Source organism: Paenibacillus sp. FSL L8-0436, assembly GCF_038593025.1.
In the GTDB taxonomy this organism is placed as follows: domain Bacteria; phylum Bacillota; class Bacilli; order Paenibacillales; family Paenibacillaceae; genus Paenibacillus_AQ.
Window position 1 is genome coordinate 4,683,924 of the sequence record NZ_CP151955.1, and the last position, 24,189, is coordinate 4,708,112.

Here is a 24,189-nt window from a genome sequence, read left to right on the forward strand (position 1 = left end):
AAGGGGAGTGTCCCTCGTGAGTGAATCAAGCCATGCAGCAGCAGGCAACAAGGAATCCGCTGCTGTTTCCAGCACAACTTTCCGTTTATTTAAACTTGGCAGGCCTTATTTAGGCTGGTACATTCTATTATGCGCCCTGGCAGCAGTCATCTCTCTTACAACGGTTGGTGTAGCCGAAGCTTTGCGGCGAATTATTAATTCGGCTACAAATCACAATATGCCGGGCCTGACTTCCGCCACCCTATTTGCCGTTGTCATTATGTTCGTCGATGCCGCAGCCAACTTTCTAAAAAGCTATTTGTCAGGTGTACTTGAGGTCAAGTCGACCTCCCGGCTTCAGGTCTCCCTTCTGGGCAGACTGCTGAACGTGCAAATGAAAGAGCTGGATCGTTATCATTCTGCAGATCTGATCAGCCGGATTAATGATTCCGCCTCTGCGGCCCAGCATGGAATCAACCAGAAAACCATTGACCTGTTCAGCAATCTGCTGCAGATTGCTTTCCTTCTCACATATCTGTTATCTCTTCAATTTGCGTTAACCTTGGGAACAATCATCATTTGCTCCCTGGTTCCACTCGTTATGCTTCCCTTCACTTCCCGGCTGCGCTCCATGCATGAGCAAAGACAGAAGATCGAAACCGCGCAGCAAATGTTTATTCAGGATACAGTCCAGGGTGCCGAAGTCGTGCGTGCCTTCTCTCTTGCCCCCAGGCTGCACCAACAATTTGCCGCCCGGGTAAAACAATATTTTACGATTCATATACCGCTCACCCGTTTAGAAGCTGTTGGCTATAATATGCCACTGGTCGTTATCCTTGGGGGACTGCTCTACGTCCTCTCTTTTGGCGGATATCTGGTCATCGGGGGGCGTCTGGATGTGGGAGCCGTGGCGGCCTTTCTGATCTGTTTTGAGCAGATTTCAAATCCGGTCTCGAAGCTGGCCAACCTGTGGACGGAATTGCAGATGTCTTTAGCGCAAGGCAAACGGATGTTTGAAGTGCTGGATTTACCGGAGGAAGAGGCAAATTACGAAGCTGCAGCTTTAAATTCCCGGATTGAGATAACTGAAGAGCCCGATCCGGAAATGATCAGCCGATCCGATATCTCTTTTAACAACGTAAGTTTCCGCTATGATGCCGTTCCAGTATTAAACAATGTGCAGCTTACCATACAACCCGGCAAGGTGACTGCATTAGCAGGCCCCAGCGGCAGCGGAAAAAGCACCCTGCTACATTTGCTGCTCGCAGCCTATGAACCGGACGAAGGGGTTATCCGCTGTGGCCCTCACCCCTTAAGCAGAATCCCGCTCCGGCACTGGCGTGAGCGGATTGCCTACGTGTCCCAGGAGCCTTATCTGTTCTCCGGCACTTTCCATGAGAATATAGCCTGGGGAAAATCCGGTGCCACAACGGAAGAGGTCATCCAAGCAGCCCAAAGAGCCGGCATCCATGAAGTTATTATGAGAACGTCCTTACAATATGAGACTACTATTGGGGAACGGGGGTTAACATTATCGGGCGGTGAACGGCAGCGTCTCTCCATTGCCCGGGCGTTTGTCCGCGAGCCCAAACTTCTGCTGCTCGATGAACCTACTGCCGCACTGGACAGCCACAATGAGGAGCTGATCCAGCAAGCCCTCAGGGAACTCATGCATGACCGGACAACAGTCGTTATTGCCCATAGATTATCCACTATCCGAGACGCCGATCAGATTTATTTCATGGAAGCAGGATCTGTAGCAGAAACAGGCACACATCAGGAGTTAATGGCACTAGAAGGCAAGTACTTCAAAATGGTTGAGACTTCGATGAAGCAGAATCACGATTTGCTTGAGGTCAGGGAGGGTCTGGAATGAATGCAAAAGCGTCCGCAAAACTCAAGCTTGGATATGTACTGCGCAGGTTGATGACCTTCTCAACCCCCTACCGTGTCGGGTTAATGGCGGCTGTATTACTACTCTCGGCAAGGCTGGTCTTGGACATCGGCTTTGCAGCCATCCAGCAGGTGTTTATTGATACCATCAACAGCTCAAATATGCATTCCCTTACCCGCATTACCGTTATTTGCGCCATCGTCTGTTTTATTATTATTATCTGCCTTATGCTGCAGCATTACTTCCGCTTTATTACAGAGAGCCAAATGGCTTGGGCGATTCGCGCCAAGCTGTTCGACAAGACCCACCGGCTTCCGTTCCGTGAAGTCCAGTCCATGCATTCAGGAGATTTGGTCTCGCGCAATAACCGGGATGCAGGTGCGGCCATTGGCATGATTAACGGCATCGTATATGATTTGGGCTATAATCTGCTTTTATGCCTCGTTTCTTTTCTGTACCTGGCGAAAATGGATGTCTGGATCGCGCTGCTGGCGCTCGGTTCGGGACCGGTTGTGTTTCTTTCCGGACGCTTCTTTGACCGCAGACTCCGCAAACTGTTCACGGAGATCCATCAGAAGGAAGCAGAGCTGCGGGGTATTCTGCAGGAAACGCTGCAAGGAATGAAAGTGGTCCGGGCCTTTTCACTGGAGGACAATCTCTTGAACCGGTATGCAGCCGGACGTGAGCAGTTGAACCGGCTGCAGCGCCAAAGAGCACTGCTGAACACGCTGCTCTGGCAGTCCTCTGCCTTTATCAACAATATCGTAATGGTGGCCTGCGCTGCGCTGATCGCAGTCTCTGCCGTAAGAGGCGAAACAACAGCCGGTGAAGTACTCGCCTTCATCATTCTGATGGGACGGGTACAGTGGCCTTTTGTCCACATGTCCCAGACCTGGGGTGGTGTTCAAGAAGCGTTAGGAGCAGCTGACCGCGTATTCGCTGTACTGGATGCAGATGAGGAAGGAGCACCACATTCTTCCCCGGCTTCACCCCCTCCTCCCCCTGCTTCGGAGAAGTCGGCTGCATTATGCCTACAAGAGGTCAGCTATAGTTATTCCGGCCGACTAGAAACGGAACCGCCGCTGTTTGAAGGATTCAACCTGCAAATTCAACATGGAGAAACGGTCGCTGTTGTAGGCCCAAGCGGTTCCGGCAAAACAACGCTTGCCCGCTTATGCTGTGGATTGTATGAACCCGATGCAGGCAACATCTCGGTTTATGGAAGACCGGTTCAGGAGCAGCTGGAAGAAGCCCGGGCACAGGTTACTTATGTACCACAATCCCCTTATTTGTTCTCTGGTACGATTAGAGACAATATAGCCTTCAGCTCTAATTCAGCCAGTGAACAAGAAATTCACGAAGCCGCCCGGCTTGCGGGCGCAGCGGAGTTTATCGCGAAGCTTCCGGGCGGATACGATACGGTCATCGGTGAACACGGCTCGAGTCTTTCCGGCGGACAACGGCAGCGAATCGCTATAGCCCGGGCCTTTCTTCGTGATGCACCGCTGCTTCTGCTGGACGAAGCCACTTCTGCTCTGGATAACGAATCTGAGCGGTTGGTTCAGGAAGCGTTGGATCACTTGATGAACAACAGGACAACACTGGTAATTGCGCACAGGCTTTCAACCGTACGGAACGCATCCAGAATTGTTGTACTGGATCAGGGGGTTATTGCCGAGGAAGGTACACATGATGTTTTGCTCACTCAAAACGGGCTTTATGCACAGTTATATAACCTCCAATTTAAATCAGCAGAGGCAGAAGCCTCCCTATTTGAAGAAACACATGCAGCTATACTGCCTGCTTAGCAATATATTCTAAATCTTAATATTTTCAAAACATCCCGATCGGGGTTGAAAAGCTCCCTTTCTGGATAAAACGGATCAGCTCCGCCTGATAGACTGTACATAATGCCCACGGCTAAATATCCAAGTGGGCATTTGTGTTCATGAACATCAGGCGGGGGCTGATTAACTCAGCATATTTATTGGTGTTTCTCCCAGTGAAGGGATGAGGAATTTATGATCGATAGGGGATGACATCACGATTAGAATCGTGTAGGTCCCGTATTTATCACATTGATTCCCGAACTCTTCAAGCGCTCGCGTAGAATCGCTAATCACTTTCAATAAATAGTTGTGCTCCCCGCTTATCCGGTAACATTCGACGACATCGGGAGCCGCCCGGCAGAAATCAAGGAATGCGTTACAATCTCTAGAATGAAACAATATATAGGCGGCAGCCTGCTTGCCAATCTTTTCAGGGGATATGATGGTGCGATATTCACTGATGATCCCCTTCTCTTCCATGCGTTTAACCCTCTCTGTAACTGCAGGCTGTGATAAGCCGACGTTTTTCCCCAGTTCTGTCATAGAAATTCTCGCTTGGCTCTGCAGGTGGAACAGGATTTGCTTATCTACATGATCCATTATAGTCAGCTCCTTTAAAATTCAGGTCAATTGGATAAAACAAATATAATTTAATCGTTTTACAGCCGAGTTACCTTTGTTACGTTATGTAACCAAGGTAACTTATTTTATATAATAAGCCTACAATAGTAAAGTGTCCAAGACTTTAACTATTCCGAGAGGATGAAGCCCATGTGTACATTATATTCAAGCCCAATTGATCCGCAATGTTTGTCGGGCCACATCGATGAAGTGATGGATCGGACGCTTGCCGACAAGAGGTTGGTCGGTGCCGTCATTAAAGTAGCAATAAACGGGACAATGGTTTACAGCCGCGCTGCCGGTTATGCTGACCGCGGTCTGAACCGGCTTATGAGAGAAGATGCTTTATTCCGGCTCGCCTCGGTCACCAAACCTATTGTTTCCACGGCTGCCTTAATACTGGTTGCACAAGGGCGCCTGCAGTTGGACGACCGTGTTGACCGTTGGCTTCCGGAGTTCCGCCCACGCTTGCAGAACGGCGAACTTGCGCAATTGACGGTCCGCCATCTAATGACGCATACAGCCGGTCTGTCTTACCGGTTCTTCCAGGAAGAGAATAGTTCCTATCAGCGGGCAGGGATTTCGGACGGCATGGATCAGTCCGGAATCACACTGGAAGAGAATATGCGCCGCCTCGCCTCTGTGCCGCTTCTCTACACGCCAGGCACAGAGTGGAGATATTCCATAGCAACGGATGTGCTGGGTGCAGTCATAGCCAAGGTCACAGAAACAACACTTAGCGAAGCCATAGATTCACTGGTAACCAAACCGCTCGGCATGAGTGACACCGGGTTCATTGCAGCTGATCCAGAACGGCTGGCCACCCCCTATGCCAACGACTACCCGGAGCCGCGGCCATTACTTGATCCCGACAAGATTGCCTTTGTGGACGGTACAGCAGGCTTCCTGCTTGCTCCAGGCCGGGCACTTGATGCCGCCGCCTATCCCTCAGGTGGAGCTGGTATGGTTGGCAGTGCCGGGGACTTTTTGCACCTGCTGGAAACATTGCGCCAGGGCGGAGCCCCTTTGCTGCCGGAATCTCTGGTTCACGAAATGACTACCAATCAGATCGGTGACCTGCCTATGCCCTTTTGGCCAGGACGGGGATTCGGTCTTGGCATTACAATGCTGAAAGACCCTGCCGCCGCAAACACTCCTGAATCACCGGGAACATGGCGGATGGGCGGCACTTATGGCCATTCATGGTTCGTCGATCCTAAGCAGCGGCTAAGCGTTGTGGCATTTACCAATACCTTACTGGAAGGCATGTCCGGCCAGTTTACGGTTGACCTTTGTGAAGCGATTTATGCCAGCATCAGATCATAAAGAATGAGTACAGGGGAGCCTTGGCCGGTACGTACCGGTCAAGGCTCTCTGTGAATGAAGGAGTCGAGACTCGGCTGGCCGTAAAATCTAAACATAAAATAAAAAAATGCAAAGAGGTGCTACTCAAATGAGCCAAAAAACAACTTCTTCCGCACAGAATGACTCCGGCACTTCTGAGCGGCTCCCATGGGCTGGCTTGCTCGCCCTCGCGATGACAGGGTTTATCTGTATTCTCACCGAAACGGTTCCAGCCGGCTTGCTGCTGCAAATTGGTGATGGGCTTGGTGTCTCTGAAGCTCTAGCCGGTCAGCTTGTCACTTTATACGCCCTCGGTTCATTGTTGGCCGCCATTCCCTTAACCGCCGCAACACGCGGATGGCGGCGGAGGCCCCTTCTGCTGCTATGCATTATTGGGTTTCTCATATTCAACACCATCACTGCCTTTTCTTCTAATTATATATTGACGCTGGCTGCCCGTTTTTTTGCCGGCATATCTGCCGGTGTCCTGTGGGGAATGATCGCAGGTTATGCCCGCCGCATGGTGCCGGAATCGCTTAAGGGGCGGGCCATGGCGGTGGCGATGGTCGGCACGCCTCTGGCCCTGGCCATCGGTGTCCCTGCCGGAACATTTCTTGGCGCCTTTGTCGGCTGGCGTGCTGTGTTTGGAATCATGTCACTGCTCGCGCTGCTGCTGGTCTTCTGGGTGCTTTGGAAGCTGCCGGACTACCCGGGCACAAGTGCCGATAAGCAGCTGCCGCTTTATAAGGTCTTTGTTATTCCCGGAGTACGGCCGGTCCTGGCCGTTGTTCTAGCTTGGGTACTGGCCCATAACATCCTTTATACCTATATTGCGCCATTTCTTGCGCAGGCCGGACTTACCCGGCGTATTGACCTGGTGCTGCTTATTTTCGGTATTACTTCACTGGCAGGCATTGCGATTACCGGTATTCTGATCGACCGTAAATTGCGTCCATTGGTTCTGATCAGCCTCGCAGCATTTACTTTGGCCGCCGTTGCACTTGGCATTAGCAACCATCCCGTCGTAATCTATCCTGTGGTTGCTGCATGGGGATTAACGTTCGGAGGTGCTGCAACAATGCTGCAGACAGCAATTGCCGAAGCTGCTGGGGAGAGTGCCGATGTAGCCCAGTCCATGCTGGTGACGGCATGGAATCTGGCTATCGGCAGCGGTGGTGTGCTGGGCGGGATTCTAATCGAAACGCTGGGTGTCGCCTCATTCCCCTGGGCATTGTTTATTCTATTGCTGCTTGCACTGTTCACCGCTTGGCGAGCGAAGGAATACGGATTTCCGGTGAAGCGGCTTTGAGGGGAGTGTACATGTGAGAGAACCGGTCACCCGTATTGCCGGTTGAGCCAGAACAAACAAATACACCGTCAGCAATCTGACGGTGTATTTGTTTTCTCCTAATTTTCCTTGAACAAGTTTGCTCCCTTAAGTTGTACCGCTTCTACACCCTTTTCGCAACCGGAATCCAAATTTCGCTTTTGTAAGTCGGGGACGTTACATCTTTGCTCTCATTCCATAAGATTTCCGGCCCTTCGGTCTGCTCATAGTTGGAAGAAGGGAACCACTCGGAATAGATCCGTCCCCAAATATTTTGCAGGGTAGCCGGAAAAGGTCCGATGGACTCGAATACCGCCCAAGACATGGCCGGAACCTCCAGCAGCGTGAAGGTCTCGGGACATCCCAGCGTGGTAGCCACTCCGATATAATGATCCAGTTCCCCCTTTTCTTCCATCCGCCCCTCGGAAAAGTTTGTGGATGCGCTTATCAATCCCAGGGGTGCGACATTCGAAAGCTCTTTGAGCTTGGAGAGGGTTGGCAGATCCAGGCTTTGCCACATTGCGGAAATCTCCGGATTCACCCCCTCAAAAATAATAGGGACTCTCTTCTTGATCCCGACGATATGGAATGCTTCCTTCTCCTCAATCCGGTAATTCATTTCATTTCCTCCTCTGATAATGAGCTGAAAAGTCATTCGAGGAAAGGACTTCAGTGAAGGTCCTGCGGTTCTTGCTTCTGAGGGCAGAACACCGTGAAACTGCTGGAATGCCTTGGTGAAGGCGTCCGGTGAACTGTATCCATAATTCAGCGCAATGTCGATAATTTTGAGCTGGCTGCTCTGCAGATCGAAGGCCGCGAGTGTCAGCCGTCTACGCCGTACATATTCCGAAAGCGGGAGGCCGGCGAGAAAAGAGAACATCCGCTTGAAATGATATTCTGAGCACAATGCGCGTTTTGCCGCTTCCCGGTAATCAATCTCCCCAGTCAGATGTTCTTCGAGATAAGCCAATGCATGATTCATGTTCTCCAGCAGGTTCATCTTCGCTCCTCCTCTCCTCACATCCAGAATAGCAATAATGGAGCACAGTCACCCGACAGTTCGTGCACTGTTAATGACGGGTCCTTAGAGATTTAGATCATTGGTTCTTCCACACCACGCACGTACTGCTCTATGTAAGTAACTGCATCAGCAAAGTCTCCGGCAATATAACCCGGCACGGTATCCAGCCATTTATTTCTATACTCATTTAATGCCGCGTTTCCTGCACCAGTCATGACTAACACTTTCATACATCCGGCACGGTCTGCCGCCACCATATCCGTCCAACGGTCTCCAATCACTGCACATTTGCTTAGATCCAGATTGTTTTCTTGCGCTGCTCTAATCAGCATTCCAGGATTAGGCTTACGGCAATGACAGCCTTCATTATGCTGATGCGGACAAATGTATACACCGTCAAATCCAAACTCCAGCATTTCTATTCTAAAAGCTTCCTCCGTTGCCTCCCCTCTCGAGATTCCGGGTTGATTCGTAAAACCATACAGTTTAAGCCCTATGGATTTCAGCGTGTTTAAAGCTCCGGGTGTAAACGGAAACAATTCGAAAGCCCCCGGATACTGCACTTCGTCACTTCCGCCCAAGGTTCCATCCCGATCAATAAATACAGCCTGCAGTTTAGGTTCTCTCATGTTTGTTCGTTCCCCCTTCATACTATAATCTTTTTTCTAAAACAGCTTCATCATACTTAACATAACCGCAACTTGCGTACGTGGCAATCGCCGGATCATTCGTTCTTCCTGTCAAAATCTTCACAGTGCCCACACCGCGCAAGCGGAGCTGAGCTTCCAGAAAGGCAAGCAGTGCTGCCGCCACGCCTTTCCTCCGGGCTGATTCCTGAACATACATTTCCGTAATTTCACCATGACTTGCTGCGTAGCAGAAGGATTGTGAACTCTGGGCACAGGCAAAGCCGACGACTTCGTCCCATAATTCCGCAACGGCAACTAACTCGTTCCCCGTGTTCAAACTTTCGATAATTTCCGCCTCCGGACGCTTATCCCCGCCATTAAACTCATAATTTAGCCTGGACAAAACATCCGCATCTTTTATTGTAACCAGCCTGACTAATGGAAGCATTTATATTCACACCCTCAGCAAAAATATAATGAAGTTTACATTCCCGCAGCCGCCTTAATTTGCTGCCTTTGGGTTATGATTAACTCCTGTAAACAGTCTGTTCCGAACGCGCCTGCCGCGAAGGCATTCCCCTTAGGATAATATACCATCCGGAAAGAGGTGCCGTCTTGCAGATGCACCCGAAGAAATACGCCGGACTCGTGTTTAGTTTGCTTATAGACTGCATCAAAACCAACATTCTTCAGAGGCAGCAGTTCACGAATAAATTCTTCGGAGGCCTCTTTAGTGAAATCACCAATCTGACTGCTATCCATACCACCGTCCAGACTAACTTTGTCCACTTTCCCTGCAATATCCAGCAGGTCTCCGATAGTGACTGCCTTTGAATTCTCTTCTACTTCATAAATTTTGTTATCCGCTACCACCCGAAAATCGGATCTGTAGCCTTCCAGCGCATAAATCACTGTACCCACAGGAAGGAATGCGGCATCCCCGTTTTTGACGACATGATCGGTACAGGCATTATCACTCACCTTAAAAGACACTTCCCCTACCTTATCTCCCAGTTGATCCGCAGGTACCGGCTTGGTTGCATCATAATTATGAGAATACCTGATATCATTGATCATCAAGAAATCCACCCATTCAATCTCGGCATAGCAGGGTTCTGACGTCTGCTCCGGCACTGTTTCAGGTGCAGCAGTCCCGGCTATTGGCTCCACATTTGCCTTATTCGTCGTCCCGCAACCCGCTGTGAGCAGCAGCAATATAAGGAGCATTGAAATCGGCCCGCCACTTTTTATCCATTTCATCATTTTAATTCACCTCTGTTACTACTGACGGGCTTGCGCACTTCAATGTTACAGCATTTACCAAAACTTTTTCATATCCTGATTTATTATTCATTATGAATAATTATATATATAAAAGTTCTCCATTTGTGCTAAAATACAGATAAATAAAGGAGGGATGCTGATGAATAACCATAAAGTCAAAACTAATGGTCATTTTGTTGAATTAGATTCGCTCAGAGGCATCGCTTCTGTTCTGGTGCTTATTACACACCTGATGATTGTCTTCCCCATGATTTACTCGCCCAGTTCGCCGCAGGATAACCTGACTCTCTTCGTGCTCAAATATTTGCCGTTTACAAGGGCTCTGTTTATCGGCGGTCCGGAAGCGGTCAAACTATTCTTCGTACTGAGCGGATTTGTTCTGGCTTTACCCTTTCTTAAAGGCGGTACAATCCGGTACTTGCCCTACTTGCTCAAGAGATTCCTCAGAATCTGCATCCCTTTCTATGTTACCATATGTTTAGCGGTGCTTCTCAGCATAGTAATCCAAAGGGGCTCCATTCCTGAACTGAGTGAGTGGTATAATTCCATGAGCTGGACTACACCAATCTCAGCCAAATTACTCTTGGGGCATCTTTTCCTGATCGGCAGCTTTAATGTAAATGCATTTAACAATGTAATATGGTCGCTGGTTCATGAAATGCGCATATCCATTCTGTTCCCCTTGATGATGTATGGAGTGATCAGATACTCATGGCAAAAAAACGTCACAGCTTACCTATTGGCCGGTATCATCGGGTTTTATTTAGGCGGATACGGAGATACGGTTGGCTATATGCTGCTGTTTGTGGTCGGCGCATTGCTGGCGAAACACAGAGCTTTTTTCATCAAACATTATAAAAGAACCGGCTCTCTCCCGAAAATCATTCTTTTCACCTTTGCCTATGCGTTGTATTCGCTGCATGCACCAGGGAGCAACCCCTTAATCACAGGCTTGGTTTCCTATATCAACATGCTCGGATGCGGCTCATTAATAATCATTGCCTTATCCAGCGGGAGATTCTCAACAATCCTGAGAAATAAAGTCGTCAGCTATCTGGGGCGGATCTCGTACAGCCTGTATTTATATCATTTCATCATCCTGGTAGCTTCCATTAAATTATTGTACGGAATCATCCCTATTGGCTTCATCCTCTTGCTAACAGCCGCGGTCAGTATTTCCATCGCTGCATTGTCATATCATTTTATAGAAATCCCGTCTATTAAATGGGGTAAAACACTTACACGCAGCAGGGATACCGCCATTCAGCAGCAATACGCACTTCCCCCATCACAATAAGGTTAGCCTATTCTAAAAGGTGCAAAGTGATTGATTCACTATGCCCTTTTTTTGCTTGACAAAAAAAACACCTTGCTTGTTTGGTATCATGGAAGCGCGAACAACCATGCCAATAAGAAAGTGTCTGAACATTGATTAGTTGAATTTATTTAAGGAATCAATTAAGCGTCTTAAGTCGTCCAATAAACGCTGCTTTTCGTCTACGGTCCAGTCCGTCAAGGCTTCTTGTAAGATGCCATTTCGAGTGGAGTTAATTTGAGAATAAATCTCCTTTCCGTGATTTGTTAATTCAGAAACACGAATTCTAGAATCATTCCTTGCCGGATAAGTATGAACCAATCCGGCTATTTCCAATTTATCAATTTGACGGCTAACACTAGAGTAATTTTTGCCCATCATGGCAGCCAAATCGCCGACACTAGTTGACTGAAGACGCCCAATGCCGATGAAAACACGAAAAGCTGCTGCTTCCATGTTAACGCCAGCATGGGCAATCATTTTCTTATGGCGGTCTGACTGATTAAGCATTGTAGTCAATTCAATCAGTGTACTAAAAAGTTTATCTTCCATGTTCCTTATTTTATCATTATAACGGGACGAGGTGTCAATGGTGCATTCCAAGCTATTTCGATATCTTCTAAAGGAAATGTTGTTGTAGCGATGTGGATCTTTCTTTTTGAAGCAAGATCCAAAACACTTTGTGCAGATGACAGCATATTCAATTGTGAAACACTTCTGCCGCCACTGCCGACCAGTTCGATCGTAGATGCACGAAGTAATGAAGAGGGCATGTTGATGTATTCTTGCCCGGACGCAGTTCCTATACTAACAAATCGCGTTGGGCGGCTCACACCAGCTTTTGCTGCAGCAGAGAGAATGGCGAAGGCACTGTCACCCCAGAGATAATCTAGTACAACATCTATACCATCCGCAAAAGCTGGCTCCAGGGCTTTCTCAAAAGCTTGTTTACCGTTGTCAGTATTCATGTCAAATGCAACGAATTCATCTGCTCCTAAGGACTGTAGCTTTGAGTGGTTTCGTCCGGTTGCAATAATTTTTTTTGCGCCTAAATATTTAGCAATTTGAATGGCCAAACTACCGGATTCACTAGTCGCACCGTTAATCAGAACCGTTTGACCAGATTGGAATTGCGCCCGATAGACCAAAGCAGCCCACGAAGACATCGCCGGGTTTGTGATTGCAGCGGCGGTTACTTCATCAATCTCTTTGGGTAAATGTATAATCATATTTTTTTCTACAAGGGTTTGTTCAGCTAAACTTCCATAAGGTGCGGCAGGGAGCGCAAAGTAAACACGAGATCCATCTGCCAATATGCCAACACCATCTGCACCAGCTACAATTGGGAAGTTTGTATCTGATGAATAATGCATGCCTAATGAACGGAACTTACTAAGTTTACTTAAAGCAGCGGCCGAAACGTTAACAATAACTTTATCAGCGGATTCAACGGGGGCAGGAAATTGACCTAATACAGGAGGGATTCCCGCTTGCTTAACAATTGCGGCTTTAATCATTTGCATTCTTCCCTTCAATTCATTTATGTGCGTTTTGCACATAAATACCATAACATAAATGTGTGCAAAACGCACATATTTTTTAAACTGAGTTTATGTATTGTATTTTGCTGCTGATGTTCACTCAAAAACCCGAACAATTTCTCGCACATGAAGCGATAATTGCCCGGGTTTTTCTGTATATCTTCTATTCCTGCCATGATTGGCCGTATGTGGGAGTCTGTACCCTGATATCTATAGTGCGAAAGTTGAATAACTAATAAATCAGTGCCCTTAACTCATTATGAATTCTCTCTGGGATCTCATAGCCCTGTCCACTGTCTTCAGTATCTATCAGCAGACCCGTTATCCCCTCTTGTTCGCTATTCGAAATGTTTAGTACATACTTTTTTTGCGTGCCGTCAAGGTAAGAAATATGCATTAGAAAATATGTAACATAATTCAGTTCACCATTCATTTTCACTGCCTTGTTCAAGGCATTTGCAAAGACTTCAAGTTCATCTTCATCGGTGTAATTTTTTTCAGTAAATGGTCCTGACTTGTCTGCCCCTTCTTTGCATAAATCACCACATTCCAGCCTGATACTCTTGATCCTGGTGTCCTTTATTCGGAGGCTTGTCAAGATCCCGATAAATTCCTGTTTGGTTTCCGCAGCTTTATCATTGTTGGAAAAATTCAATATATATATAATTTCTTCTTTATACGGGACCACCGCATAATAGGTATCATGAGTCCCTGTAAGCCCGGACGCTGCAGAGCCGTTGTCGGCATCCAAAGTAAATAATCTGCTTGTTCCCATGGGAATATCAAGCTCCTCCTCAGAAATCAGCGAGCTGTGATTGGGCATTACCATTTTCTTGAAATCAAAGTTCTCCACAAATTCACTGGCCGATACTTCGCCCCTGACCTCACCTTGCTCATCTTTAATTACATAAACCTTCGGATCGGACGTATCCAATCCCCAGTTTGCCGGCAAGTCCATATGGAGTGTAGACAAATCATAGGACTGTTGAACCGTTGGAACGGCTGCGGAGGTATCCTGCTTTTCTGACGCTGTAGGGGGTGAGCTGGAGCATCCGCCAAGCGTGACTACTGACAAGATCAAAACGATCATTATTTTTTTGGACACAAGCACTACTTATTCAACCTCCCCATTTATGTAAATTAATGTCCCCGAAGATCAAACGAGGCATCATATCCTCCATCATACAAAATGATAAAGTAATAACCGGAGTAATCTGCGATGTCTTTTAATGCATCAAAGGTCAAAGAGCCGTGTTCCAAATGTACCGAATCCACAGAAGCTCCTGTAACAGGCAAGACTTCAGTGATGACCGGGTATTCTCCGCTCCGCTTGGCATTTTTGAAGGTTTCCTTGGTGTAATAGCATGTCAGCTCGTCAACAGATAATGAAGAATCCACTAGAATTGCAGCCAAAAAGTCCAACCCGTTGCCGTTTCCATTCAGTTTGCCAAGTATAGACTCCCTTTCTACAATCGTGGTTTCAGGCGGGAGCTGATGTTTGCTGAATTGTTTCTCGAACTTGGACAAATTCACATTGTTAACCAATGGAATGATCAGGAACAGGGAAACGAATAACACTATAATAACCAAAGGAGTGAGCAGAAGGGTTAATCCTATCTTCTTCAACATAACGGGTCTACTCCTTCACGTCTTGATAGCAGGTTTCATATTGGTCCTTAAGCAGGAGGCTTCGGCAAGCAGATCCTGACTCCTCATAGATCTCGGTATCCACCTTCAGTTCAATATTCCGATATTCTTTATATTCTGGACTTTCATTTGTGATCGAGAGGATATCCGAAGCTTGCCAGTCCATTGAAAATTTGTCTTTGTGCTCGCTGGAATATATGATTTTCTTCACGCCCAGCGCCACCATATGGGATATAATACGCGCGTGCATTATACTCACCTTCGGGTGACTCCATGGGACCACTAAATAGGGTGGCTTTCCCAAGATCCTTAAATTGATAGAAATATCTTCTATAGCCCACTAAACCTAAAATGATTATTAGTAGCAGAATTAATACAATCGTTCTTTTTTTCACACTAAACCTCCTATGTATAAGGATGCAGCCCATCCATATTGTACCATATAGGGTTTATCAGAATTGACTGGATTGTCACAAGTGGAAACGGCTTCGCCGTCCTCAAAAGGACGGTATCCGTTTCAGTGAGAAATAGAAGGATAATTTATAGTGTGAAGCATATAAATTCTATATTATAAAAAAACCTGCAGACGTTGTGCCATCGTGGCACTGTCTGCAGGTTTTTCGAAAAAGTATGATTGCAGTAAAAGAATTTACTTAACTTCTGTTGCTCCAGTTACTTTACCATCCACTGCTGCGGATGCTTTCACATCTTCGCTGGCAAAGTAGAGATTACCATCAATTGTAGAGGTTTCGTGCAGGTTAAAACCTTTTGCTTCTACATATACATCACCTTTGATGGTTCCGCCTTGCACTCTGAAGTTTTCACTTTGTACGGTAACCTTAGGTGCGGTAAGTGTGTAATTTGCAGTAACTTTGTGATCCGCATCCTGTGCATAAAGAGCAAGCTTGCGGTAAATTGCGTTCTCAGCAACACCTTTATCATGGAACTCTCCGGCTACAACAACGTCTTGATCAACAGTCACATCATTCAGAATAGCAACAATCCAGGTTCCTTCTGCACTTACAGCCTTAGTAAATGCAGCCGCTTCATTAACGATGGAAGCTGCCGATGTAGCATCTGTCTGAGCTGCTGCTGGAGAAGCAGTTGCTGCCTCATTTGCCGCTGGAGAAGCAGTTGCTGCTTCATTCGCCGCCTTTTCATTATTCGCACCACAACCCGACAACAATGCAACCGATACCCCTGCTACTAGCAAACTTTTAAATAGTTTCATCTCAAATCCCCCTAAATTCTTTTTATAATTTTATTATATATTAAAATTTTATAATAGTCACGTGAATATTTTCACATTTCTGTGTCTTTTTCATATTTCGACAAGACATGACAGCCTTCCCCGATTTGCCGTAGGAACGCATAAATCCCCGCTTACCTTCAGCCTAAGGTAAACGGGGATTTATGTGTTCAATCCGTTCTTCAATTCAATCATTTCCTCCAGCAACAATCCATATCCCTGACATGGTGATTGTTATTCATATTTCGGTAGTCCCCGTGCGCTCCCTTTCGGAGTGTTGCTCCATGTCCTGCATATGGGATGAGTTCCCGCGTACTCGATGTCACGAAAAACGTTTTCACGGACGTTTTCCCTACTGTGAGCCATCGTGTTTAGTACGCATCGCTAACCTTTTTCAATGGAATCACGCTCCTTCTTCCGCAAGATGAATCCTGCTTGAATAGCTGTTCCTTGTTCATGGTTACCTCTGGATTCCCGCATACCCACGGTCTGCGAAAAGATGTCGTCACTTACACCTTCTCCAGCAGCAGCCGATTCCGGCATGCATCGCTAACGGTAGTACATCGGGGCCTCTCCTTTCCTACATTCATTTCTAAATTTAGGAATGAGTCCATCACCTGTAACCGCTTGCTGCTGTTCTTTGTGGTTACCATTTGGTGATGTCTATATCTTAACGTATTACGCCTAAAAATTAAACCTTCATAATATTATGTATTCTGTCGCAATACCTGGAAAATCCTGATCTCTTGCAATGAACCGCCCAGACCTAAGAATTCCTTTGAATTTTGGACTATTGTGCGTAAATACGCAAAAACCGCCTTGAGATTCCAAGACGGCTGGTGAGCTGGAGCCAAAATATTAATCCCTGATCAGAAATATGTATTCAAACAGCAAAATAAAAAAGGCGGTGAACATCCCTACCGAGTTAATCACCGTAAGTTCTGCCACATAATTTTCGCTTTGAAAATGAGAAAAGAAGGCGACAGTCCAAAGCACCGCAAAAAAAAGCGGGATCATTCCGGAAACAGCTCCAACGGCTGCCCGTCTGCCCCGGTAGATAAACAATGTAATCTGCGAAACGGTGTAAACGATAAAAATAATGATCTCAGACAACTTAACCGAATCCGGAATGTGGAGCTTGAAAAGATGCATTAGAGCATACTGCAGAGCCAAAACAGTAAATAACCAGTTGTTAAACGAAATCCTCTTAAAGATCAGCATTAAATCGACTCCCTTAAACAGAGTAATCGGACTGCTGTCATATGGCACGGATGATCCTGGAGATGCAGGCCGATTCCATAATGATATCGCTTACATTATACTGGAAAATTTTATAAAATTCTGTGGATATCCTATGACATTTGATCTAAGTAAATAGCATCACCCTTTCGCCGGAGTTGCACAATGAATCCCGGCTGAGAGGGTGATGCAAATTTCATTCCTTAACCTGTCGCTCAGAACTCCAGGGTCCGCAGCCATAAAGACAGCTTCTCTTCCCTCTGCTTAAGATCACCTTTTTCTTTATGATATTTGCCCAGCCAGTGTTCTGAAGCCATTCGGCCATCCAGCATGTAGAGCACCCGCTCTGCACCCGCAGCGACCTTGGCATCATGGGTAACCAGAAGAATTGTTGTTCCCGAACGGTTAATCTCCCCCAGGATTTCCATGATCTCACCGGCAGCCTTGGAGTTCAGTGCTCCTGTAGGCTCATCGCCAAACAGAATATCCGGCTGATTGATCAGCGCCCTGCAGATCGCCACTCTCTGTGATTGTCCGCCGGACACCTCTGTTATTCCCCGGTCAGCCAATGCGGAAATGCCTGTCCTTTTCATAAGATCGGCAGCTCTTGCATTGATGGCTCTGCGGCTGGTCTTTTTGGCCCGGTAAGCGGACAGGATGATATTGTCGCGGATATTCAGGTTTTTCAACAGATGCATCTGCTGAAAAATGAAGCCCATACTATGCAGGCGCAGCGCCGCCAGTTCGGTTTCGGAAAGGGCGCTGATCTCCTGCCCCTTAAAAAGGACACTGCCCGCAGTCATTGTATCCATGCCGCTTAATGTATACAACAATGTTGATTTGCCGGAGCCTGAAGGTCCCATCACTGCTGTGAACTCCCCCTGTGGAATCTGCAGGTTGATCTCTTTTAATACAGGCTGCTGCGTTCCTTGCCCGTTTGAATAAGTTTTGCTTAATCCCTTAGTTTCTAATATATGCATCCAGTTGTCGCCCCCTCAATCGGCTATCTTATTCGTGAACCCGGACTTGTGAATAGATCCTGTACTTCCTATAGTAGTAACCGCCACGGCCAGAATGAGGCTAACCGGAAGAATCAGATAGGCCAGCACCGGATCAACCTCAAGCTGAATTCGGGAAGCACCCAGGAATGATCCGAGAACATGCACCAGATTTTGACCGATCGTTCCGGCCGTCAAGATCCCAAGCAGGCAGCCAAGACCGGCGATCAGCAGCGTTCTGGCCAGATATTGCCGGCGGATATCAGCGACCGTGAACCCGATGCTTCGCAAGATTGTAATTTGTGTGGAATCCTTCGCCAGCAGCATTTTTAGAAACAAGGACGTAATCAGTACCGCTATCGAGATGGAAATGGCGATCGCGAGTATAGTGACCATCCGCAGCTGCTTAACTGTATTCCCCAGGGTCTGAGCTAAATAGCTGTCCAGATAAGTGATTTTAGCCGGATAGAATGCCTCGGCCAGCTGTTCTATTTTCCCGGCGACCGGAATTTCAGGCTGTACATCCACCGCTACCACATACCACATTACAGTCTTTGGATCATAGGGCAGCTGCGCTTTGGCCGTCCGCCCTCCATTGGTGATATCCTGATAGATTCCGCTTACAGTCAGCTGCCGTTCTTTCCCTCCAGCCTTGAGAAGAAGACTATCCCCGACCCGTTTATTCAGCTCCTTAGCGTTCAGATCAGACAGGGCGATTGCACTTCCGCCTTCCGGGGCGCCCCCTTCTATGTATGACAAAGGAAAGATGGAGAAATCTCCTGTTTCCACATTGATATTCTCCCAGACGTCATCACTTCCCAGTACCTTAAAGCGGGAGGTAATGAGCGGCGAAAGTTTTTGGATGTCAGGATCCTTCTTAAGTGTTGTGAGCATTTGTTCAAACCTCCGGGCGGTATCGCCTGACTGCTGAAGATCAATCCGGATGGTGCTCTGTCCTACGCCCATATAGGATATAAAGTGCGGGGAGCGCAGCGTATTCAACAAATTCACCGGCATGATGATCATAAACAGACAGATCACCACAACCAGCAGCAACACTCCGAATATACTGAAGCGGCCGTACACATCTTTTAACCCTAGAAAACCATTCACAGGCAGCCATTTACGGTTGCTGAGTGTAAACGATGACGTATGTGTTCTCCCCACCCCGGCAGTACCTGACCGCAAGGCTTCAATAGCTGTGATCCGGTTGAACCTTCTAAGGATCAGCCTGCAAAAGAGCACAACAATCCCGAAGCTCAGACTGACAGCGAGAAAAGGAACAATATACTGAAGCAGCCCCTTCGGAGCCGCGCCCAGGTACAGGCTAATGTTGGCTGTAAACAACCGTGCAGTAAAAAGTGACAATCCATAGCCGCAGCATGAAGCCAAAGCGGCCAGTATGATGTATTTGGCCATATAGATTCTTCTGATATCCTGCCGCGGCAGCCCGATTGCTTTCATGACTCCGATCTCCCTGTAATCCTCCTCCATGGAGGCGATCATCGTAAATCTGAGGCACAGGATAGCAATCACCATAAGCAGGAGGCTCACCAGTATAATGACAAGGGCTATAATTCCGTCGGTTAGAGCATTTAGCGTCTTAAATAAAGGGTAATCAATGGTCGGTCCTTTATCCGGCAGCCCGGCAGATTGATAGCTGTTACGGAACTCAGTAAGCTTGCTGCTATCCTTGAGCTGAAATTCAATCAGATATTCTACTTCGCCAACGTTCCTCCGCAGCGCTGTGTAATCCGCCTCATTTACGACAAAACGTTTGGAGCTGACAATCGCCGGATTCATTTGAACATCCCGGACAAAATCAACGATCACGAACTCTCTGGTAAAGGACCCGGAGGTAACATTGACCTTATCCCCGATATTCAGCTGCTTCTGTCCCTTATAGTAGATAGGAACGGCAATTTCGCCGCGTGAAACCGTGATCACCTGATTATCCAGATTCAGCAGCAGATCGAAATTCTGATTCTGCTTCACAAAACCGATATCCATGACGCTGGCGGCTTCCGACTTTTCCGGATTGCCCAAGTACACATTTGAGCCGTCGACCGTAAGCATCTCCACCATCTGCTGATCCTGTACAAGCGGATTTTCCGAAACAAAACGTTTAAGGGCGGAATCATCTAGGGTCCCGGAATGCATTTGCACAAAATGGGGAGCCTTGGATGCTGCCAGGAGCTGATTCAGCGAGCCGGTCAGTTCCATAATGATGTGCGAGGCAGAAGCAACCAGCAGCGAAGACAGCATAATAAAAACGAACAATCCGCCGGTAATGATTTTATTGCGTAGAACATCTCTTTTTACGATTTGCAGCAGCATCTGGCAGTCTTGCCTCCTTCTCCGATATAGAAACTCATGAATGTTGTTGTTCAAGAGCCCGAATAGATTTGATTCTTGGAACAATCACCGCCACAATTACTATCAGTAAACCGCAGACGATGAACAGGAGTCCGATACCCCGGCCTTCTCCTGTACCCAGCACCTTGCCCACTGAGGAAGCAAGACTTCCCCCGCTGCGCAGCAGCGGATTAAAGACATGATCTGCCAGCACTCCGGCAACAGCATAAGCGGCCACATACCCGAGCTGTGAAAGAATGCCGATGATCCCCCAAGCGCGGCCTTGTGCTTCGGCGGCGATATTTTTTCGGATCAGCACGTCAGCACAGGTGTTAATGAAGGGTAGTGCCGCGAAGAACAACAATCCGGCTGCAGCGATAAAATATAGATTTGTAGTCAGACCGACCAGTGCAAAGAAACCTCCGGCGAATCCCAGACTTACAGCCAGCACCTTGGCATATTGGCCCTTAATGCTGAACATCCCGATGAACAGACTGCCGATCAGCATGCCAACTGCACTAACGGATTCCACTGTGCCCAGGGTTTGCGTATCTGTAAACGGCAGTAAGAGCGGTGTAAACAAGGTCTGGAGAAAACCCATATAGAATGTAACCAGCGATAAAATGACCGTAAGCTGTAGAACACCTTTCACGGAAACGAGCGTATCCCAACCCTCCTTCAGGTCTCTTGCAAAGGACTGCTGTGTTTTCGCTGGAAGCTCAGCCTGCAGGTTCTTTTTCACAGCCAGCACCGCAAGCACGGTCACCACAAAAGTAGAGATATCTATAATCAGCACAGCCTTTATATCCATGTAGCCAAGCAACACCCCGGCAATCAGCGGAGAGAGTAGATATTTGGAGGAGGCTGCAAGCTGCACCAGCCCGCTGGCCTTGGCAAACTGCTCCTCGGTCAATAAATCGGTAATGGTCGCCTTGTAAGCTGGTTCAAGCAAAGATACGAATATGGAGCTGAAGGCCACTCCGAGACAGATTTGCCAAACGGGCGGATCGCCCAGCAGCATGATAAACAGTAGGAAGACAAGTCCAAATGCGGAGCATAGATCACCCGTGATCATCATCAGCCGCCGGTCAAAGCGGTCAGCCAGCACGCCGCCGATTGGACTGAGCAGAATGGAAGGCAGAAAAGCGCAGAACGTTACCAGCGCTACACTGGCTGCAGTCCCTGTCATCTGGTAGACATAAACACCCAGCGCAAAAGCGGTCAGCCCACTGCCCATACTGGATATCCATTCTCCTGTCCATAACACCAGAAACTTGCTGAAGGATTTATTGTTCTGTTGCCCCATCCTTTATCCCCGCCCTCTCATCCTTTCCATCAGCTACGGGCGGCTGCCCGAACATTTGTGTGACATAGGCGAAGCTGCCCTGCTTGGCACCCAAAGAGGTTTCCATAATATGAATAAAAGCCTCGATCTTGCGGAGAATTTCCTCCGGCTGCCACTGGAAGATGCCTTCATCCAGCAGAAACTGCGAAGCCACCAGCAGAAACTCAACCGTTTCCCTGGGAAAAGCGGTATGGAATAACTGCTCCTCGATGCCCTGCTCAATGACTCCTGTCAATACAGGTGTCAGCCGGAGAATGGTTTCCGTCAAGCTCTTTTGATGAAGCTGGGCATTCTCCGCCTGATGGAACTGCTCAATCAGCTGCTCCTTCCCTTCCGAGTCCGGCTTCTGTGCCATAATGATCCTCAGCAGCTTCTCGTGAACAGAAAACCTGTGATCGGAGGCAATCTCTTTTGCAGCTGCAACCCCGGCATCAATGAACCGCATGACCACCGCATCCATGACCTCCTCCTTCGATTTGAAGTAATAATAGAAGGTTCCCTTGGCGATTCCGATCCTCTGCAAAATATCGTTGATTGTAGTTCTGCTATACCCCTGGGTGAAAAAAAGCAGCTCTGCCGTATCTAAAATTTCGTTTCTGCGTTCTTCAGGTTCCTTGGAAATCCGCATTATTGTAATCCCCCATTTCATCGACCGACCGTCGGTCTATAACGATTATAGTGTGCCCCCCCCTCTATTGTCAATCACTGGATTAAGAAAACAATCGCACGCAAAGAAACTCCCGCATACTTAGCTGCAGGAGTTTTTGTGTTCATGTGATATTTACATCCTTTGATTAGACACTCAGCGTTTCCATTGTAATCTCCCATTTTCCGGCATCATATTGGATGTGATGGAGACTGGTATATGTACTAGGGTAAGCTTTGCTTTTATTCGACCACTCAACCCCATTTAAAATATGATAAATAATATTAATAACTCCGCCATGGGTTACAATTAAAATGTTCTCCTCCCCCTTGTTGAGGAGCTGCTCCTCGCATAACTTTTTAAAGGTTGCCTGTATACGGGTGAAAAAATCAATCGGACTCTCCCCGCCCGGGAATTCCTCATCCATCCGCAAAGTCGAGAAATAGAGACCCGGATACTGCTCCTCCACAAGTTCATGAGCCATCCCGGCGATGAGGCCATTGTTCATTTCTCTCCAGTTGCTGCTGGTTTCGAGTGGTAAGCGGAGTTCACTGGCAATCTCGGTTGCGGTTTCAACCGCACGGCTTAAATCACTGCTAACCACCCGCTGAATGTTGTAAAGATTGTTGTGCGCTTTAAGATACTGCCCCAGCTTCTGCGACTGTTCAATTCCTTCTGCAATAAGCCCACGCTGGCTCCATCCACCGCGGAATCCCTCATCATCTTTACCGTGTCTGACCAAATAGATTGACATTGTTCTCCCCCCTCAACCATTCTGTTATATTGTGAGCTGTTCCTGATTTCACTTGAATACTGGATGGGACAGCCATTCCTTCCTCAGCAGCCCCAGTTGAATTGAATCATAAAATTCTCCATTTGTATGTTAATATTATTGGTTGAAAGGCAAACTATCGTGCAAATGCCGGGTTTCACCCATGAACTCTCCCGATATGATAATGAAAGGATAAACCCAATGAATCTATCTTCAATTTCCGCAGCGCTAACAACGCTCGATTTGCGAAGCTGTCTGATCAGCCGGGACAACAGACTTGTACTTGAACACTATAGAACGCCTAATACAGCCACTGAACTGGCCAAAATCAACTCCTGCACCAAAAGTGTGCTCTCCGCACTGATCTCCATCGCCATGGACAAGGGGCTGCTGCCGCAGGCGGATGCGCCGCTGACGTTATTTTATCCGCAGCTTAGCCTTGACCCGGATCATCGTAAAACAGAAATCACCCTGGAGCATCTGCTCACGATGTCTGCCGGTTTCAACTGGACTGAATTTGGCGGGCAGAACTCATTCCCCCGGATGACCCGTTCTCCGGATTGGGTCCGGTTTGTGCTGGAACAGCCGATGTCGGACACACCCGGAGCCCGAATGGTATACAACTCCGGCGTTTCCCAGCTGTTGTCTGCCATCCTGAGGCAAGCGGCTGGTATGTCCACCGCCAAGTTTGCCGAGCATTATTTGTTTGGCCCTTTGGGCATTAAAGATTATGAGTGGGAGGTTGATCCTCAAGGCGTTCATACGGGCGGGTTCGGGCTGAAGCTGCGGCCTTCCGACCTGCTGAAGCTGGGACAGCTCTATTTGCAGGAGGGCGTGTGGGAGAACACAAAGCTCATTTCCCCTGAACGGGTCAACCGCTCTACGGAAACCGCACTTCATGTGGAAGCCCCCTACCGCGGCGGATATGGCTGGCATTGGTGGACTGATGTCTACACCTCGGCTGCTCAGGCGTCATCTGCAGTTTCCCAGGCATACTTCTATGCCCGCGGGTATGGGGGACAGTTTGTTTATATTATGCCGGAGCTTTCGACGGTTGTGGTTCTGACCGAAGATCAGCGGAGGAAAAAGAAACCTCCTGTTGATGTGTTCCGTGAAATCATCGCACCTGCACTGCTTGCCCCGTGATCAAGCTT

Annotated in this window: 23 protein-coding genes; 6 read left to right on the plus strand and 17 right to left on the minus strand. The window is 47.8% G+C overall.

Annotated features, from left to right (window positions below):
* The first annotated feature begins 16 nt into the window (after nt 1–16).
* Complete coding sequence (locus NSS79_RS21550; RefSeq protein WP_342436083.1) at nt 17–1,855, plus strand: ABC transporter ATP-binding protein; 1,839 nt, start codon at nt 17–19, stop codon at nt 1,853–1,855.
* Nucleotides 1,852–3,681 carry an ABC transporter ATP-binding protein gene (locus tag NSS79_RS21555; protein WP_342436084.1) on the plus strand — a complete coding sequence of 610 codons (1,830 nt, stop codon included), beginning with the start codon at nt 1,852–1,854 and terminating at the stop codon, nt 3,679–3,681. Before NSS79_RS21550 ends, NSS79_RS21555 begins: the two co-directional genes overlap by 4 nt.
* 162 nt (nt 3,682–3,843) lie before the next feature.
* Here NSS79_RS21555 and NSS79_RS21560 read toward each other — a convergent pair whose 3' ends face one another.
* The gene (locus NSS79_RS21560; RefSeq protein ID WP_341094246.1) at nt 3,844–4,302 is read right to left on the minus strand and encodes an Lrp/AsnC family transcriptional regulator; all 459 of its coding nucleotides are present in this window, start codon (nt 4,300–4,302) and stop codon (nt 3,844–3,846) included.
* Nucleotides 4,303–4,473: 171 nt separating this feature from the next.
* On the opposite strand from NSS79_RS21560, the gene NSS79_RS21565 reads away from it, so the two are divergent.
* Complete coding sequence (locus tag NSS79_RS21565; RefSeq protein WP_342436085.1) at nt 4,474–5,649, plus strand: serine hydrolase domain-containing protein; 1,176 nt, start codon at nt 4,474–4,476, stop codon at nt 5,647–5,649.
* A gap of 127 nt (nt 5,650–5,776) precedes the next feature.
* Nucleotides 5,777–6,976, plus strand: a complete 1,200-nt coding sequence (locus NSS79_RS21570; RefSeq protein WP_342436086.1) for an MFS transporter — start codon at nt 5,777–5,779, stop codon at nt 6,974–6,976.
* Nucleotides 6,977–7,118: 142 nt separating this feature from the next.
* Here NSS79_RS21570 and NSS79_RS21575 read toward each other — a convergent pair whose 3' ends face one another.
* The 4 genes from NSS79_RS21575 to NSS79_RS21590 all read right to left on the minus strand — a co-directional run bounded on the left by NSS79_RS21575 (nt 7,119) and on the right by NSS79_RS21590 (nt 9,907).
* Nucleotides 7,119–7,994, minus strand: coding sequence for an AraC family transcriptional regulator (locus tag NSS79_RS21575; protein ID WP_342436087.1), 876 nt, complete (start codon nt 7,992–7,994; stop codon nt 7,119–7,121).
* 92 nt (nt 7,995–8,086) lie between these two features.
* The gene (locus NSS79_RS21580; RefSeq protein ID WP_342436088.1) at nt 8,087–8,644 is read right to left on the minus strand and encodes an HAD-IIIA family hydrolase; all 558 of its coding nucleotides are present in this window, start codon (nt 8,642–8,644) and stop codon (nt 8,087–8,089) included.
* Between the two features lie 22 nt (nt 8,645–8,666).
* Entirely contained in the window at nt 8,667–9,092 is a 426-nt protein-coding gene (locus NSS79_RS21585) for a GNAT family N-acetyltransferase (protein WP_342436089.1), read from the minus strand.
* A 35-nt stretch (nt 9,093–9,127) separates the two neighbouring features.
* Entirely contained in the window at nt 9,128–9,907 is a 780-nt protein-coding gene (locus tag NSS79_RS21590; RefSeq protein WP_342436090.1) for a hypothetical protein, read from the minus strand.
* Nucleotides 9,908–10,067: 160 nt separating this feature from the next.
* Here NSS79_RS21590 and NSS79_RS21595 point away from each other — a divergent pair, with 160 nt between their 5' ends.
* Nucleotides 10,068–11,225: an acyltransferase gene (locus NSS79_RS21595; RefSeq protein WP_342436091.1), complete on the plus strand. Its 1,158-nt coding sequence runs from the start codon at nt 10,068–10,070 to the stop codon at nt 11,223–11,225.
* Between the two features lie 135 nt (nt 11,226–11,360).
* Here the strand turns inward: NSS79_RS21595 and NSS79_RS21600 are convergent, their stop codons facing one another.
* The 12 genes from NSS79_RS21600 to NSS79_RS21655 form a co-directional block, all read right to left on the minus strand.
* Nucleotides 11,361–11,795, minus strand: coding sequence for a MarR family winged helix-turn-helix transcriptional regulator (locus NSS79_RS21600; RefSeq protein ID WP_342436092.1), 435 nt, complete (start codon nt 11,793–11,795; stop codon nt 11,361–11,363).
* 5 nt (nt 11,796–11,800) lie between these two features.
* Complete coding sequence (locus tag NSS79_RS21605) at nt 11,801–12,760, minus strand: zinc-binding dehydrogenase (RefSeq protein ID WP_342436093.1); 960 nt, start codon at nt 12,758–12,760, stop codon at nt 11,801–11,803.
* Nucleotides 12,761–13,016: 256 nt separating this feature from the next.
* Nucleotides 13,017–13,718: a hypothetical protein gene (locus tag NSS79_RS21610; RefSeq protein ID WP_342436094.1), complete on the minus strand. Its 702-nt coding sequence runs from the start codon at nt 13,716–13,718 to the stop codon at nt 13,017–13,019.
* A 206-nt stretch (nt 13,719–13,924) separates the two neighbouring features.
* Nucleotides 13,925–14,413 carry a hypothetical protein gene (locus NSS79_RS21615; RefSeq protein WP_342436095.1) on the minus strand — a complete coding sequence of 163 codons (489 nt, stop codon included), beginning with the start codon at nt 14,411–14,413 and terminating at the stop codon, nt 13,925–13,927.
* A gap of 143 nt (nt 14,414–14,556) precedes the next feature.
* Nucleotides 14,557–14,826: a hypothetical protein gene (locus tag NSS79_RS21620; protein ID WP_342436096.1), complete on the minus strand. Its 270-nt coding sequence runs from the start codon at nt 14,824–14,826 to the stop codon at nt 14,557–14,559.
* Nucleotides 14,827–15,080: 254 nt separating this feature from the next.
* The gene (locus NSS79_RS21625; protein ID WP_342436097.1) at nt 15,081–15,662 is read right to left on the minus strand and encodes a hypothetical protein; all 582 of its coding nucleotides are present in this window, start codon (nt 15,660–15,662) and stop codon (nt 15,081–15,083) included.
* A gap of 876 nt (nt 15,663–16,538) precedes the next feature.
* Nucleotides 16,539–16,901, minus strand: coding sequence for a hypothetical protein (locus NSS79_RS21630; protein WP_342436098.1), 363 nt, complete (start codon nt 16,899–16,901; stop codon nt 16,539–16,541).
* Between the two features lie 233 nt (nt 16,902–17,134).
* Entirely contained in the window at nt 17,135–17,899 is a 765-nt protein-coding gene (locus NSS79_RS21635; RefSeq protein WP_342436099.1) for an ABC transporter ATP-binding protein, read from the minus strand.
* Nucleotides 17,900–17,914: 15 nt separating this feature from the next.
* A complete protein-coding gene (locus tag NSS79_RS21640; RefSeq protein WP_342436100.1) occupies nt 17,915–20,254 on the minus strand; it encodes an FtsX-like permease family protein in 2,340 nt (779 codons plus the stop codon).
* 34 nt (nt 20,255–20,288) lie between these two features.
* Nucleotides 20,289–21,578, minus strand: a complete 1,290-nt coding sequence (locus tag NSS79_RS21645; RefSeq protein ID WP_342436101.1) for an MFS transporter — start codon at nt 21,576–21,578, stop codon at nt 20,289–20,291.
* Nucleotides 21,559–22,245: a TetR/AcrR family transcriptional regulator gene (locus tag NSS79_RS21650; protein ID WP_342436102.1), complete on the minus strand. Its 687-nt coding sequence runs from the start codon at nt 22,243–22,245 to the stop codon at nt 21,559–21,561. The genes NSS79_RS21645 and NSS79_RS21650 overlap by 20 nt, the downstream gene beginning before the upstream one ends.
* Nucleotides 22,246–22,411: 166 nt before the next feature.
* Nucleotides 22,412–23,017, minus strand: a complete 606-nt coding sequence (locus tag NSS79_RS21655) for a histidine phosphatase family protein (protein WP_342436103.1) — start codon at nt 23,015–23,017, stop codon at nt 22,412–22,414.
* Nucleotides 23,018–23,236: 219 nt separating this feature from the next.
* On the opposite strand from NSS79_RS21655, the gene NSS79_RS21660 reads away from it, so the two are divergent.
* Nucleotides 23,237–24,181, plus strand: coding sequence for a serine hydrolase (locus NSS79_RS21660; RefSeq protein ID WP_342436104.1), 945 nt, complete (start codon nt 23,237–23,239; stop codon nt 24,179–24,181).
* Nucleotides 24,182–24,189 lie beyond the last annotated feature (8 nt).

Coding starts and splice junctions, on each gene's coding strand:
- NSS79_RS21555 (WP_342436084.1), top strand. CDS start 1,852: ATGAATGCAAAAGCGTCCGCAAAACTCAAGCTTGGATATGTACTGCGC.
- NSS79_RS21560 (WP_341094246.1), bottom strand. CDS start 4,302: ATGGATCATGTAGATAAGCAAATCCTGTTCCACCTGCAGAGCCAAGCG.
- NSS79_RS21565 (WP_342436085.1), top strand. CDS start 4,474: ATGTGTACATTATATTCAAGCCCAATTGATCCGCAATGTTTGTCGGGC.
- NSS79_RS21570 (WP_342436086.1), top strand. CDS start 5,777: ATGAGCCAAAAAACAACTTCTTCCGCACAGAATGACTCCGGCACTTCT.
- NSS79_RS21575 (WP_342436087.1), bottom strand. CDS start 7,994: ATGAACCTGCTGGAGAACATGAATCATGCATTGGCTTATCTCGAAGAA.
- NSS79_RS21580 (WP_342436088.1), bottom strand. CDS start 8,644: ATGAGAGAACCTAAACTGCAGGCTGTATTTATTGATCGGGATGGAACC.
- NSS79_RS21585 (WP_342436089.1), bottom strand. CDS start 9,092: ATGCTTCCATTAGTCAGGCTGGTTACAATAAAAGATGCGGATGTTTTG.
- NSS79_RS21590 (WP_342436090.1), bottom strand. CDS start 9,907: ATGATGAAATGGATAAAAAGTGGCGGGCCGATTTCAATGCTCCTTATA.
- NSS79_RS21595 (WP_342436091.1), top strand. CDS start 10,068: ATGAATAACCATAAAGTCAAAACTAATGGTCATTTTGTTGAATTAGAT.
- NSS79_RS21600 (WP_342436092.1), bottom strand. CDS start 11,795: ATGGAAGATAAACTTTTTAGTACACTGATTGAATTGACTACAATGCTT.
- NSS79_RS21605 (WP_342436093.1), bottom strand. CDS start 12,760: ATGATTAAAGCCGCAATTGTTAAGCAAGCGGGAATCCCTCCTGTATTA.
- NSS79_RS21615 (WP_342436095.1), bottom strand. CDS start 14,413: ATGTTGAAGAAGATAGGATTAACCCTTCTGCTCACTCCTTTGGTTATT.
- NSS79_RS21625 (WP_342436097.1), bottom strand. CDS start 15,662: ATGAAACTATTTAAAAGTTTGCTAGTAGCAGGGGTATCGGTTGCATTG.
- NSS79_RS21630 (WP_342436098.1), bottom strand. CDS start 16,901: ATGCTGATCTTTAAGAGGATTTCGTTTAACAACTGGTTATTTACTGTT.
- NSS79_RS21635 (WP_342436099.1), bottom strand. CDS start 17,899: ATGCATATATTAGAAACTAAGGGATTAAGCAAAACTTATTCAAACGGG.
- NSS79_RS21640 (WP_342436100.1), bottom strand. CDS start 20,254: ATGCTGCTGCAAATCGTAAAAAGAGATGTTCTACGCAATAAAATCATT.
- NSS79_RS21645 (WP_342436101.1), bottom strand. CDS start 21,578: ATGGGGCAACAGAACAATAAATCCTTCAGCAAGTTTCTGGTGTTATGG.
- NSS79_RS21650 (WP_342436102.1), bottom strand. CDS start 22,245: ATGCGGATTTCCAAGGAACCTGAAGAACGCAGAAACGAAATTTTAGAT.
- NSS79_RS21655 (WP_342436103.1), bottom strand. CDS start 23,017: ATGTCAATCTATTTGGTCAGACACGGTAAAGATGATGAGGGATTCCGC.
- NSS79_RS21660 (WP_342436104.1), top strand. CDS start 23,237: ATGAATCTATCTTCAATTTCCGCAGCGCTAACAACGCTCGATTTGCGA.